The sequence below is a fragment of the Curtobacterium uvaldense genome (assembly GCF_028307415.1).
Classification (GTDB): Bacteria; Actinomycetota; Actinomycetes; order Actinomycetales; family Microbacteriaceae; genus Curtobacterium.
In genome coordinates, this window is the sequence record NZ_JAQMHU010000022.1 from 38,354 (window position 1) to 50,639 (window position 12,286).

The window sequence follows — 12,286 nt, forward strand, 5'->3', positions numbered from 1 at the left end:
TCGGACCGCCGTCGCGCACGTCACGTCCGTGCGCCATGATGTGCACATGAGCCCGGACGCCGACGCCCCGTTCCGCGTCTCGTTCGTCTGCAGCGGCAACATCTGCCGCTCCCCCATGGCCGGCATCGTCTTCGCACAGGTCGCCGCCGACGCCGGCATGGCCGACCGCTTCGTCGTCGAGTCGGCGGGCACCGGTGACTGGCACGTCGGCGAGCCCGCGGACGAGCGCACGATCGCGGCACTCGCAGCGCGCGGATACGATGGCAGCAGGCATCGCGCCCGCCAGTTCGACCCGGACCGGTTCCCGGACCTCGACCTGGTGGTCGCACTCGACCGCTCCCACGAACGCGTCCTGCGCTCGTGGGCACCGACCATGGACGACGCCGCCAAGGTGACGCTCCTGCTGCGGTACGACGACGCCTGGCCCCAGCAGGCCGACGTGCCGGACCCGTACTACGCGGACCGGCACGAGTTCGACCGAGTGCTCTCGACCGTCGAGCGTGCCTGCCGGGCGCTCTTCCGCCAACTCGAACCGGCAGTCCGTCAGGGAGCCCCATGACCCCCCTTCCCCCGCAGCCGATCAGCCCGCTCGACGGGCGGTACTACCCGGTCGTGCACACGGTGGGCGAGCACCTCTCCGAGGCCGGCCTCAACCGCGCACGCATCGTGGTCGAGGTCGAGTGGCTCATCTTCCTGACCGACCACGCGATGTTCACCACCTCGCCGCTGAGCATCGACGACAAGGCAGCGCTGCGCCGGGTCGTCGAGACCTTCGGCCACGACCAGATCGCGGAGCTCGCCGAGATCGAGGCCACGACGCGGCACGACGTCAAGGCCGTCGAGTACTTCGTCCGTCGCCGCCTGTCCGAGCTCGGGCTCGACGCCATCGCCGAGCTGACGCACTTCGCCTGCACCAGCGAGGACGTCAACAACCTGTCGTACGCACTGACGGTGCGGGACACCGTCGACCAGGTGTGGCTGCCCGCCTACCGCTCGGTCCTGGCGACGCTCCGCACCACGGCGGAGCAGCTCCGCGCCGTGCCGATGCTCTCACACACGCACGGGCAGCCCGCGACGCCGACGACGCTGGGCAAGGAGCTCGCGGTGGTCGTCTACCGCCTCGAGCGCGTCCTGACGCAGATCGAGCACGGCGAGTACCTCGGCAAGTTCTCCGGCGCCACCGGGACCTTCTCGGCGCACCTCGCCGCCGACCCCGAGGCCGACTGGCCCGCGCTGTCGAAGGAGTTCGTCGAGGGCCTCGGCCTGACGTGGAACCCCCTGACGACGCAGATCGAGTCGCACGACTGGCAGGCCGAGCTGTACGACCGGGTGCGCCACGCGAACCGGATCCTGCACAACCTGGCGACCGACGTGTGGACCTACATCTCGATGGGGTACTTCACGCAGATCCCGGTGGCGGGTGCCACGGGCTCGTCGACGATGCCGCACAAGATCAACCCGATCCGGTTCGAGAACGCCGAGGCGAACCTCGAGATCTCGTCGGCGCTGTTCTCGACGCTGTCCGAGACCCTCGTGACGAGCCGCCTGCAGCGCGACCTGACCGACTCGACCACGCAGCGGAACATCGGCGTCGCGTTCGGGCACTCGCTGCTCGCGCTCGACAACCTGCGTCGCGGGCTCGGTGAGATCGCGGTGAACGAGACCCGGCTGGCCGAGGACCTCGACCACAACTGGGAGGTGCTCGGCGAGGCGATCCAGACGGTCATCCGCGCCGAGGTCACCGCCGGGCAGTCGAACATCGAGGACCCCTACGCGATGCTCAAGGAGCTCACGCGGGGCAAGCGCATCGGCCAGGACGAGCTCGTCGCGTTCGTGAACGGCCTCGACATCTCGTCGGGCGCCAAGGCACGACTGACGAACCTCACGCCCGGCACCTACACGGGCCTGGCCGACGAGCTCGTCGACCGCCTGGACGTCTAGTCCGACCCCTTCCGCAACACGCAACGACGGCGGTTCCTCGCAGCGGCACACCCCTGCGAGCAGCCGCCGTCGTTGCGTTCTGCGAGACCGCGAGCATGCGCACCGGACGGGAGGCGCGGGGCGGCCCCGCCGCGCACGTCACCACCTCAGGTGGTGACGGCCCGTGCCTCGGCGACCAACGCCTCCAGGACGGTGCGGACCGCGGGACGGACCGCGCGGTCCGGACGGGTGAGCGCCTCGATCCTCCGGCCCGCCCGCACGTCGGCGAGCGTCGCCAACCGGAACCGTCCCGCCGCACGCGTGCCCGACGTGTACCGGGGCACGAGCGCGATGCCGTGCCCCGCGGCCACCAGGTTCTCGATGACGGGCAGGTGGATCGTGCGGAACGCCACCGACGGCGGGGTGTCGGACGCCGCGGCCATCGCGATCAGCACGCGGTCGATCGGGTAGTCCTCGGGCACGCCGATCCAGGTCTCGTCGACGACGTCCTCGATGCCGACGCGCTCCCGGTCGGCGAGCGGGTGGTCGAGCGGCAGGGCGACGTCGAGCGGTTCCCGGAGCAGCGCGACCGTCTCGACGGCGCCGTCGGGGCGGCGGGCACCGTCCGGGCGGTGCCCGATGACGACGTCGTGGTCGGCGGTGAGCGGCGCGAACTCCCCCTCGCTGACGTCGACGTCGGAGAGCTCGAGGACGATGCCCGGGTGCTCGCGCATGCGGGTGAGGAGCCCCGGCAGCAGCAGCTCGGCCGCCGAGGGGAACACCGCGAGGTCGACCGTCCCGCTCACCCCCGCGAGGTGCTCCGACCACGCCGACTCCACCGTGGCGAGCGCGGTCGCGACACCGGTGGCCATGTCGGCGAGCGCCCGGCCGTCCGCGGTGAGGCGCACGCCGCGCCCGACGCGCTCGACCAGGGGTACGCCGGCCTGGCGCTGCAGCGTGCGGAGCTGTTGCGACACCGCGCTCGGGGTGCGGTGCGTGGCTGCTGCGACCGCGGTGACGCTCCCCCGTTCCGCGAGCTCGCGGAGGACCGGCAGCAGGGCGATGTCGAAGCCGACCATGCAGGGACCCTACAACGATGCTGTCGCACCGTGCGCTGGTGCTACCGCTTCTCGTGCGGGACGATCGATCCGTGCTCTTCCGCGACCGCATCCTGGCCCTCGTCGTCGCCGTGGCGTGGGGTCTGAACTTCCCGGCGACCGCGATCGCCCTCGACCACTGGCCCCCGTTCCTGCTCGCCGCCGTCCGGTTCAGCCTGCTGGCCGTCCCGACGATCCTGTTCGTCCCGCGGCCGAGGGTCCCGTTCCGGTGGATCGTGCTCGTCGGTGCGACGCTCGGCGTCCTGCAGTTCGCGTTCCTGTACCTCGGCATGGCGGCCGGGATGCCGACCGGGCTCGCGTCGCTGGTGATCCAGGCATCCGCGCCGTTCACGGTCGTGCTCGCCGGGGTCCTGCTGCGTGAGAAGCTCACCGCCCGTCAGGTCGTCGGGGTGTCCGTCGCGGTCGCGGCCCTCGGCGTCATCGCGGTGCACCGGGCGCAGACCGCGGCGCTGCTGCCGGTCGTGCTGGTGCTGTGCGGGGCGCTGGGCTGGGCGCTCGGCAACGTCGCGACGCGGCGGACCGGTCCGGTGAACCCGCTGCACCTGACCCTGTGGTGGGCCGTCGTCCCGCCGGTGCCGATGTTCGCGCTGTCGCTGCTCGTCGAGGGGCCGGAGCGGGTCGGTCGGGCGTTCGGCACGGCGTTCACCGCGTCGGCGTTGCCGGCCGACCTCGGCCTGCTCTACATCGTCGTCGCGGGGAGCCTGGTCGGGTACGGGATCTGGTCGCGCCTGATGGGGAAGTACCCGTCGAGCACCGTCGCACCGTTCTCGATGCTCGTCCCCGTGATCGGGGTGCTCGCCTCGTGGGCGGCGTTCGGCGAGGTGCCGGACGTGGTCGAGGTCGTGGCCGGTGCCGTGGTGGTGGTCGCCGTGCTGTGGTCGTCGCGCACCGCGAGGGTGGTGCCGGCCGCGGCGGTGCCGGCGGTGGCGGTGCCGGTCAGCCCCGGTGCTGCCGGCGCTCGGCGATGATGCCGGCGAGCGCGCCGCGCAGGTGCGGGTACCGGAACTCGTAGCCCGCCTCGAGCAGTCGCGTCGGCACGACCCACCGACTCTTCAGCACGAGCTCGGTCTCCGTGCGGATCGCGAACGATCCGATCTCGAGCATCCACCGCCAGGTCGGCAGCCCGAAGCGCCGTCCGACCGCGTCGCGGATGGTGGCCATCACGGTCCGGTTGTCCGACGGCTCCGGGCTCGAGACGTTGACCGGGCCGTCGATGTCCTCGTGGTCGCGCACGAACCGGATCACCCCGAGGACGTCGTCGATGTGCACCCAGCTGAACCGCTGCCGCCCGTGCGTGTGCCGGTCGTGGTGGTACGTGCCCGCTCGGAGCCGGGCACGCGTCGGGAACCACGCCCCGTCGAACTGCGGCCCGCCGAGACCGGCCTGGGCCAGTCGGAGCAGCGGGACGAGGGCGCTCCCGTCGCCGAACACGATCGCCATCCGGAGCGCGACCCGGCGGGTGTGCGGCAGGTCCGCGCTGAACAGGGCGTCCTCCCACGCCTTCGCGACCGAGACCGAGAAGCCCTCGCCGAGCTCACCCGTGGCCTCGTCCTGGGGTCGGTCGTCCGCGTGCCGGTAGATCGTCGCGGTGGAGGCGTTCACCCACAGCGGCGGCGGGTGCTCGGCGGTCCGGATCGCCTCGGCCAGCTCGAGCGTCGTGTCCACGCGGGAGCGCATGATCTCCGCTCGGTTCCGACGGCCGTAGCGGCAGTTCACGCTCTTGCCCGCCATGTTCACCACGATCGCGGCACCGTCGACGAGCTCACGGATCCGGAGCGTGTTGCCCCACACCGCGTCGCCCGTGCGACCGACCGTGACGACCTCGTACCCCTCGTCGCGGAAGGCACGCTGCAGGTACCGTCCGACGAAGCCGCCCGCTCCCGCGATCACGGCGCGGCCCCTCGGCGCGCGGGTGGTGTCGTCGCTCATGGTGTCCCCTGTCCGGTGTCGGGCTCGATCCGGTAGCGGAAGGCGCCCTCGTACCGGTACAGCGTGCCGATCAGCGGCGCCGAGAGCCGCAGGGACACGCGCTGCACGTCGGCATCGTCATCGAATCGTTCCACGAGCGTGACACGCGGAGCGGCGACGGCCGGGAGGCTCCGGGCACGTCCCAGCACACGGACCGTCACCCGGGTGGAGACCAGGCGCAGGGCGCCCGCGTCCGGCCCGTCCGCGTCGACCTCCGCCCGGAGCAGGGCGCTGACGCGCCCACCGCGACCGAGGTGGTCGACGAGCCCGTGCGGCTCGGCGGTGATCGCGTCCACCATCGTGCGGGGTCCGGTCCGGAAGCGGAAGGTGCGGTGCGCGCGGACGGCGACCCGTGCCTCCCGACCGTCCACGGCGCCGCGGCCGACGTGAGCCGGACGGTTCTCGACCGTGAAGGGGACGTCCCGCTCCCACACGGGGAACACCACGGCGTCCCGGGCCAGGACGGCCAGGAGCGGCCAGATCCAGCGCCGCGGCGTCCCGACGACCGCGAACACGCCCTCGCCGCGGCCGACGTGACCCACCGGGACCGCACCGAAGTACGTGCGCAGTCGTGGGTGCAACCGTGCGAGCACGGCCGACGGTGTCGTCAGCTCGTAGGGCGACCGGGTCACGACGCCGATCCTGGCACGGTGTCGGCCTCGTTCCCTACGATCGAGGCATGGGACACGACCACGCGCACGGGCACGCCGGCGCCTCGGAGCGCGCGCTGCTCGTCGCGTTCTGCATCTCGGCGGGCATCCTGCTCGCCGAGGTCGTCGGGGCGGTCGTCACCGGCTCCCTCGCACTGCTCGTCGACGCCGGGCACATGGTCGTCGACACCGGTGGCCTCGGCATCGGCCTGGTCGCCACCCGGCTCGCGCGCCGCTCGCCGACGGCCCAGCGGACGTGGGGCTACCAGCGTGCTGAGGTGCTGGGCGCCACGGCGCAGGCGGCGATCCTGCTCGCCGTGGGGGTCTTCGTCGTCGTCTCGGCGGTCCAACGACTGTTCGTGCCCGCCGAGATCCACGCCGGCCCGCTGCTCGTGTTCGGCGTGGTCGGGCTCGTCGGCAACCTCGTCGCCTACGCGGTGCTCGCGCGGGCCTCGGGCGGCGGCTTCACCTCACGGGCGGCCCGACTCGAGGTGCTGAACGACACCCTCGGGTCCGTCGCGGTGATCGCCGCCGCCGTCGTCCTCGCGCTCACCGGGTGGGAGCGGGCCGACTCGATCGCCGCGATCCTGATCGGGCTGCTCATCCTGCCGCGGGCCGTCCGGCTGCTCCGCGAGACCGCGAACGTGCTGCTCGAGTCCACACCGCCCGGGCTCGACCTCGACGACGTGCGCGCGCACATCCTCGAGCTCGACCACGTGATCGAGGTGCACGACCTGCACGCGACGCTCGTCGCCACCGGCGTGCCGAACCTGACGGCGCACGTCGTCGTCGACGACCACTGCTTCTCGACCGCGCACGCGCCCCGGATCCTCGACGCGCTGCAGCAGTGCGTCGCGGAGCACTTCGACGTCCCCGTCGAGCACTCGACCTTCCAGCTCGAACCGGTCTCGCACCGGCGGCACGAGCACGAGGTGCACGCGTAGGCACGAGGTGCACGCGTCGGGGCGGGCTGGTCGGCCGGGCCTGCGCACCGGTCCGGTGCGGTCAGCAGCCGCCGTCGTCGGTGGGGAACGCCGTGATCACCCGGTCGGTCGTCTCCGACACGATCACCCGCACGTTCGGCTCCGCCGACGGACGCGAGCCGTCGTCGAAGCGGACCGGCGCGGCGTAGCAGACCTTGCCGTCCCCGGCGTCCTGCGGGTAGCCGGCGGGCGGCGCCTCGAGCACGGACCGGACGGCGGTGAGCATCGCGTCGTCCCAGTCCCGTGAGCCGTGGCCCCGGACGACGTCCTGCCAGTCGGCGGTGTGCCGGACGCGGATGTGCTCGTAGCCCTGGCCGGACGTGCCGCACTGCAGCTCGACCCGTCCGAGCGCGGCGGTCTCGTACCGGGCGACCACGGCCCGGCGGTCGGCGTCGCAGCGGTCGAGCACGTCGCCGCCGGGCAGGTCGGGGCCCGACCGCTCGATGGTGACGGTGCCGTCGCGCGTCGCTCCGTCGGCGGCGGTCGCGCTGGGCGTGACGGTGGACGCTCCGCCGCCGATCACCGGGTCCTCGCCGCTGCGCTGCGCCGTCAGGGCGAAACCGCCGGCGACCAGGCCGGCCGCGATGACCGCGGCGACGACGGTGACGGCCGGACGTCGGCGCTGCTGGGGCATGCGCTCCAGTATGCCGGGAGACGACCTGCCGAACGGCTGGCCGGGTGGTCGGCTGGTCGCGGCGGACTACGCCGCGCGGGCGGCCAGGCGCAGGCCGGCGACCAGTGCGAGTGCGACGACGAAGGCCACGTACGCGAGCAGCACCGGGAGCGTCGGCACGACGAGGAGCGCGGCGCCGACCGCCACGACGGGCACGGTCAGTCCCGCGTACGCGACGAGGAACGTCGCCGCGAGCACCCCGCCGCGCTGCTCCGGCCCGACGAGCGACCCCGCGCGGGCGATCGCGGCCCGGAAGAGCAGCCCGACACCGGCACCCGCCACGACCCCGCCGCCGATGAAGCCCGCGACCTGCAGGAGCACGGCGGCGATCGCGAGCACGACGAGACCACCGACGAGCAGCACCAGGCCGAGCCGGATCTGCCGACGCTGGGACAGCCTTGCGAAGACGATCTGCGACACCGCACTCGCGGCGAAGACCCCGAACGTCGTGGCGCCCGCGGCGAGACGGTCGGTGACGTGGAACGTGGTGCCGAGGAAGGTCGGGGCCACCGAGGTGAAGAGTCCCTGCACGGCCAGGGCGGCGAAGGCCGCGGCACCGGCGGCCCAGAACACGCCGGCCTGCCCCTCGGGAGCGGCCATCCGCTGCGGTCGGTACGGCACCGGCTGCTCGGGACGGTCGACGGTCTCCGGCGCGGCGAGGACGACGACGAACGCGACCGCCAGGGCGACGACGAAGACGACGTACGGCACGACGAGCGGCTGCCCGACGAACTCCGCGAGCGCGCCCCCGACCAGGGCGCCGAGCGACAGACCGCCGAGGTTCACGGCGCCGGCCGCGACGCTCGCACCCTGGGCGGACGCGGACGAGCCGGTCGCCCGGACCCGCAGTTCACCGAGGTGCGCGGTCGCCGTCGCGGTGAGGAGCCCGACGCCGAGCCCGGTGACGAACCGCGCCACGACGAGACCGGCGACGTCGGACCACAGCAGGAACAGCACGGCCGCGACGAGCTCGAGGGCGATCGACACCAGGATCAACGGGCGTCGTCCGTGCACGTCGCTGAGGTGTCCCGCCAGGAAGAGCGAGGCGACGACCCCGACACCGTAGGCGGCGAAGACGACCGTGGTCGTGAACGTCGGGAAGCCGTCGCGCGCCTGGTAGATCACGTAGAGGGGTGCCGGGACGGTCGCGAACGCCATCACCGCCAGGAACGCGAAGGCCACGGCCCAGAAGCCGAAGCCGTGCCGGCGACGGGAGTGCGTGCGCCGCCCTCGCGGAGCGGGGACGGGACGGGAGCCGGTCGTCGGGGCCGGAGCCGCGTCGGTGGTCGAGGTCATGCTCCGATGGTGCCCTGGCGCCGTCATCGAGTCCAACGGGTGTTCTTGATGAGTGTCATCGATCTGGTCGATACTCGGACGATGGAGACCCGCCTGCTCGAACAGTTCGTGGCCGTCGCCGCCGAGGGGACCGTGACACGCGCCGCGGAACGCCTGTGGGCCGCCCAGTCGACCGTCTCCGCCGGGATCGCCTCCCTCGAACGCTCGCTCGGCGTGCGGTTGTTCGACCGCACCGGTCGGCGACTCGTGCTGACCGCGGCCGGCGAGGACCTCCTCCCGCACGCCCGCGCGGTGCTCGGTTCCCTGGAGCGCATGCGGGACCTGGCGACCGTCGACGACGCCGACCTCCGCGGCCGGGTGCGGCTGGGCATCTTCACGAGCATGGACGTCGTCGACCTGACGGGGGTGGTTCGGCGGTTCCGGCGGCGGCACCCGCTCGTGGCCGTCGAGCTGATGACCTCGCCCTCGGGCACCACCGGCCTGGTGCAGGACCTGGTCGCCGGGCGGCTCGACCTGGCGTACACGGGCCTGCCGTCCGTCCCGCCCGGGGTCGTCGTCGAACCGCTGCGCGAGCTGCCCTTCCGCGTGTACACCGCCGCGGACCACCCGCTCGCTGCTCGCCCGTCGGTGTCCCTGGCCGAACTCGCCGGGGAGCCCTTCGTCGACACCGCGCACGGCTTCGGCAACCGCCTGATCCTCGACGCCGCGTTCGAGCGCCTCGGCCTCCGACGCCGGGTCGTGGCGGAGATGAACGACATGCCGGCGGTGATCCGGTTCGCCTCGGCCGGGCTCGGCGTCGGTGTCGTCCCGGACCCGGGCGTCCGGTACGACGGCGCCGTGCTCGAGCTCGAGGACGAGGTCGAGCCGCTCCGCATCGGGCTCGCGATGCGGTCGGACACCGAACCGAACCGCGCCACGCGCACGCTCGCTCGCGACGTCGTGGCCGCACGGGTGGGGTGAGGTCCGGGGGCCGTGTGGGACGTGTCCCACCGGCGGACGGGAGGCGCGGGACGGTCCCGCACCGCGCCTCCCGGCCGTCAGTCCCCCCAGATCTCCCCGACGACGGCGTCCAGCAGGCCGTCGGTCGGGAAGTCGGCCTGGTCGATCTCGACCCAGGTGTCACCGCGCGAGTACCAGGTCCGTGCCTGAGCGGCACCGGTCTCGACGTCCGTCGACGATGCTCGGCAGACGCGGGCGGGGCCCTCGACCGAGCAGACGGTGTCCTGGTCGCCGAAGAAGCTCGACTCCCGGGAAGCGAGCTGCTCGCCGTTCGCGGTCCCGACGGTGAGTGCCAGGCCCGGGCCGGGTCCGTCGCTGCCACCCCAGAGGCAGTACAGCTCGGTGACGACCCCGGATTCGGACACCGACGGAACCACTCCCCCCGGCGACGGGAAGACCTGGATGGCCTCACGCCCGCCGAACAGGCGGTCGTACGCACCCGCCGGAACAGCGCCCCGGCACGACGTGGGGATCGACGCGACAGCCGTCGGGTCCGCTCGGTCGGGCGGCGCGGCACCCGTCGTCGGGACCGGCGTCGGCGTCGCCGTGATCGGCGCGGAGGTCGGGGTGGTGACGGACGGCGCCGGCGCCGGCTCCTGCGTCTGCACCGGGGCCGCCACGGGACGGTCCTGCTGCGACAGCGTGAGCGCCACCGCCCCCGACGCGGTGCCCAGCGCGAGCAGGGCGACCACACCGACGACGATGCCGGTGTGCCCGCGACGCCGCTTCGGACGCGGGGTGGCGCGCTCGAGCACGCCCTGCTTCATCGTGACGAGCATGCGCTGCAGCTCGTCGCCCACGGGAGGTTCAGTGTCCATCGTGCATCACCACCTTCTTGAGTCGTCGACGGTTGCGGGAGACCCGTTGGGTCACGGCGCCCACCGTCAGCCCGAGCGCCTCGGCTGCCTCGGTGTAGGAGCGCCCCTCGAGCAGGCAGAGCTCGCAGATGCGCCGGTCGAGTTCGGGCAGGGCCGCGATCTCGGCACGGACCCAGCGCAGCGTCTCGGCGGCCTCGGTGTGGTCGACCGGTGCCGTGAGCGTCTCCGGCAGCTCGTCGGCACGGTGCCGCGTGCGCTTCCGCCCGGCGTTGCGCGCCAGGTTCCGGCACACGACGAGCAGCCAGGGCAGCAGGCTCTCCGCCGGCAGCTCCAGCGTCTCCGCCCGCTGCCACAGCACCAGGAACGCGTCCTGGACGACCTCCTCGACGTCGTGTCGATCGTCGACGATCGCCCACACGTACCGGGTCATCGTCGCGGCGTAGCGGTCGAAGACCTGCGCCAACGCGGCCTGGTCACCGGCCGCCAGTGCGCGGACGATCGTCTCGTCCGTCGTCGTGGTCGCGTCCATCGCTCACCCCCTTCACCCAGCGGTGTCGGACGGGGTGCCGATCCTGACGACGCGGCCGCGGACCGCTCCGCCCGGGCGTGTCGCCGGGCACGACGGTCGCCGGAGCGGGGTCAGTGGAAGTCGTCGCCCTCGGACCGCTCGCCCGGCGTCCTGTGGCCGCCGAGCATGTCGTTGTCGTCCTGGTCGCTCGACGCCGCGAGCTGGAGCATCGCGAGGACCACCACGACGACGATGAACGCGACACCGAGGAACACCAGGGCGAGTTCGAACTCACGCGTCGAGAAGAGCACGACCGCTCCGGTGAACACCGCGACGACCGCCGAGATCACGAGGAGCTCGGCGGGGCGCAGACGGTCGCGACGGCTGGGGGTGCTCATGCGTGTGGTGCTCCGTCCGGGGCTGCGGCAGGCGCCGTGGTGCCCCACTTGTGCGAGAGTCCGGCGATCACGTGGAAGACCGCCGCGATGGCGAGGTAGGCGCCGAGCAGTCCGACCAGGACGACGGCGGCGTCCAGGGTGCCGGTGACCTGCTCCACGCCCCCGAGTTGCTGGGAGTAGTCCGGTGGTGTCAGCAGGAACGCGACGGCGAGCAGCAGGGTGAGCCCACCGATCGTGGTCCAGTCACGGGCGAACGGCGACCGGCCGCGCGCTCGGAGTCCCTGTGCGAGTTCGAGGGCTCCCGTCAGCACGGCCCACCCGACGACCACCGTGATGAACGCGCCGAGCCCGACGCCGTTGGTCGCCAGGGCGGCGACACCGGCGACGAGGGAGACGACCGCCTGCACGAACGTGGTCGGACGCGAGCGCTCGTCGGAGGGCATGCGGCGCAGGGCGGCCCACCCGAGCACGAGGGCGTCGACGATCACGAACCAGCCGAAGAGCAGCAGGCCGTAGCCGGCGGCGTGGTTGGACGAGAAGGTGATGACGAGGGCCACGACCGCGGCTGGGACGGCCCGGAGGACGGGGATCGGCCAGTACCGCGCGCGCTGGCCGGCGTCGTCCACGGAGTCGGACACGGGACCTCTTTCGGGCATGCGGATCGTGGTCCGAGTCTACCGCCGGCGCCCCGGGCGTCGGACCGGAGCCCGTGCCGACGGGAGCCACCACCGCCGACCGGGGTCCGAGCGCCCCGACCGGCGGTGGCGCGCTCCCCGTCAGTCGGGGTCGTCGGCCGCGCGCCGGCGTCGTGCGACCCACCAGCCGCCGGCCCCGAGCCCGACGGCGGCAGCAGCCAGGGCGGCGAGGAGCCCGAGCCCCTCGGCGCCGGTGTACGCGAGGGCCCCGGCGCCGGCCCCTCCGCCGCCCGTCCGCCCGCCGCGCGCAGCCGTCGGGG

14 protein-coding genes are annotated in these 12,286 nt (G+C 73.3%); 5 read left to right on the forward strand and 9 right to left on the reverse strand.

Annotation, left to right across the window (positions count from 1 at the left end; translation table 11 throughout):
• Window positions 1-46 precede the first annotated feature (46 nt).
• A complete protein-coding gene (locus PIJ49_RS12735) occupies window positions 47-559 on the forward strand; it encodes a low molecular weight protein-tyrosine-phosphatase (protein WP_066657642.1) in 513 nt (170 codons plus the stop codon).
• Entirely contained in the window at window positions 556-1,941 is a 1,386-nt protein-coding gene (gene purB, locus PIJ49_RS12740) for an adenylosuccinate lyase (protein WP_209684247.1), read from the forward strand. The genes PIJ49_RS12735 and purB overlap by 4 nt, the downstream gene beginning before the upstream one ends.
• A 146-nt stretch (window positions 1,942-2,087) precedes the next feature.
• Here the strand turns inward: purB and PIJ49_RS12745 are convergent, their stop codons facing one another.
• Complete coding sequence (locus PIJ49_RS12745; protein WP_251159945.1) at window positions 2,088-2,999, reverse strand: LysR family transcriptional regulator; 912 nt, start codon at window positions 2,997-2,999, stop codon at window positions 2,088-2,090.
• 71 nt (window positions 3,000-3,070) lie between these two features.
• Between PIJ49_RS12745 and PIJ49_RS12750 the strand changes: the two genes are divergently transcribed.
• Window positions 3,071-4,006, forward strand: coding sequence for an EamA family transporter (locus PIJ49_RS12750; RefSeq protein WP_066657639.1), 936 nt, complete (start codon window positions 3,071-3,073; stop codon window positions 4,004-4,006).
• Here the strand turns inward: PIJ49_RS12750 and PIJ49_RS12755 are convergent.
• A complete protein-coding gene (locus PIJ49_RS12755) occupies window positions 3,975-4,967 on the reverse strand; it encodes an epimerase (RefSeq protein ID WP_209684251.1) in 993 nt (330 codons plus the stop codon). The genes PIJ49_RS12750 and PIJ49_RS12755 overlap by 32 nt on opposite strands.
• Window positions 4,964-5,638 (reverse strand): DUF4166 domain-containing protein, encoded by a 675-nt coding sequence (locus PIJ49_RS12760; RefSeq protein WP_271826753.1) that lies wholly within the window; start codon window positions 5,636-5,638, stop codon window positions 4,964-4,966. Before PIJ49_RS12760 ends, PIJ49_RS12755 begins: the two co-directional genes overlap by 4 nt.
• A 47-nt stretch (window positions 5,639-5,685) precedes the next feature.
• Here PIJ49_RS12760 and PIJ49_RS12765 point away from each other — a divergent pair, with 47 nt between their 5' ends.
• Complete coding sequence (locus tag PIJ49_RS12765) at window positions 5,686-6,600, forward strand: cation diffusion facilitator family transporter (protein ID WP_251154196.1); 915 nt, start codon at window positions 5,686-5,688, stop codon at window positions 6,598-6,600.
• 61 nt (window positions 6,601-6,661) lie between these two features.
• Here PIJ49_RS12765 and PIJ49_RS12770 read toward each other — a convergent pair whose 3' ends face one another.
• Both PIJ49_RS12770 and PIJ49_RS12775 read right to left on the reverse strand, forming a co-directional pair.
• Window positions 6,662-7,273, reverse strand: a complete 612-nt coding sequence (locus PIJ49_RS12770) for a hypothetical protein (RefSeq protein WP_271826754.1) — start codon at window positions 7,271-7,273, stop codon at window positions 6,662-6,664.
• A gap of 66 nt (window positions 7,274-7,339) precedes the next feature.
• Window positions 7,340-8,608, reverse strand: a complete 1,269-nt coding sequence (locus PIJ49_RS12775) for an MFS transporter (protein ID WP_251154197.1) — start codon at window positions 8,606-8,608, stop codon at window positions 7,340-7,342.
• 48 nt (window positions 8,609-8,656) lie between these two features.
• Here PIJ49_RS12775 and PIJ49_RS12780 point away from each other — a divergent pair, with 48 nt between their 5' ends.
• Window positions 8,657-9,568, forward strand: a complete 912-nt coding sequence (locus PIJ49_RS12780) for a LysR family transcriptional regulator (RefSeq protein ID WP_271826755.1) — start codon at window positions 8,657-8,659, stop codon at window positions 9,566-9,568.
• Between the two features lie 77 nt (window positions 9,569-9,645).
• Here the strand turns inward: PIJ49_RS12780 and PIJ49_RS12785 are convergent, their stop codons facing one another.
• From PIJ49_RS12785 to PIJ49_RS12800, 4 genes are all read right to left on the reverse strand, one after another.
• Entirely contained in the window at window positions 9,646-10,425 is a 780-nt protein-coding gene (locus PIJ49_RS12785; RefSeq protein ID WP_271826756.1) for a hypothetical protein, read from the reverse strand.
• Window positions 10,415-10,954: an RNA polymerase sigma factor gene (locus PIJ49_RS12790; protein WP_066651737.1), complete on the reverse strand. Its 540-nt coding sequence runs from the start codon at window positions 10,952-10,954 to the stop codon at window positions 10,415-10,417. Before PIJ49_RS12790 ends, PIJ49_RS12785 begins: the two co-directional genes overlap by 11 nt.
• A 110-nt stretch (window positions 10,955-11,064) precedes the next feature.
• Window positions 11,065-11,331, reverse strand: coding sequence for a hypothetical protein (locus PIJ49_RS12795; RefSeq protein ID WP_066651735.1), 267 nt, complete (start codon window positions 11,329-11,331; stop codon window positions 11,065-11,067).
• Window positions 11,328-11,969, reverse strand: coding sequence for a DUF308 domain-containing protein (locus PIJ49_RS12800; protein ID WP_271826757.1), 642 nt, complete (start codon window positions 11,967-11,969; stop codon window positions 11,328-11,330). The genes PIJ49_RS12795 and PIJ49_RS12800 overlap by 4 nt, the downstream gene beginning before the upstream one ends.
• Window positions 11,970-12,286: the final 317 nt, after the last annotated feature.

Coding starts and splice junctions, on each gene's coding strand:
- PIJ49_RS12735 (WP_066657642.1), top strand. CDS start 47: ATGAGCCCGGACGCCGACGCCCCGTTCCGCGTCTCGTTCGTCTGCAGC.
- purB (WP_209684247.1), top strand. CDS start 556: ATGACCCCCCTTCCCCCGCAGCCGATCAGCCCGCTCGACGGGCGGTAC.
- PIJ49_RS12745 (WP_251159945.1), bottom strand. CDS start 2,999: ATGGTCGGCTTCGACATCGCCCTGCTGCCGGTCCTCCGCGAGCTCGCG.
- PIJ49_RS12755 (WP_209684251.1), bottom strand. CDS start 4,967: ATGAGCGACGACACCACCCGCGCGCCGAGGGGCCGCGCCGTGATCGCG.
- PIJ49_RS12765 (WP_251154196.1), top strand. CDS start 5,686: ATGGGACACGACCACGCGCACGGGCACGCCGGCGCCTCGGAGCGCGCG.
- PIJ49_RS12770 (WP_271826754.1), bottom strand. CDS start 7,273: ATGCCCCAGCAGCGCCGACGTCCGGCCGTCACCGTCGTCGCCGCGGTC.
- PIJ49_RS12775 (WP_251154197.1), bottom strand. CDS start 8,608: ATGACCTCGACCACCGACGCGGCTCCGGCCCCGACGACCGGCTCCCGT.
- PIJ49_RS12780 (WP_271826755.1), top strand. CDS start 8,657: ATGAGTGTCATCGATCTGGTCGATACTCGGACGATGGAGACCCGCCTG.
- PIJ49_RS12785 (WP_271826756.1), bottom strand. CDS start 10,425: ATGGACACTGAACCTCCCGTGGGCGACGAGCTGCAGCGCATGCTCGTC.
- PIJ49_RS12790 (WP_066651737.1), bottom strand. CDS start 10,954: ATGGACGCGACCACGACGACGGACGAGACGATCGTCCGCGCACTGGCG.
- PIJ49_RS12795 (WP_066651735.1), bottom strand. CDS start 11,331: ATGAGCACCCCCAGCCGTCGCGACCGTCTGCGCCCCGCCGAGCTCCTC.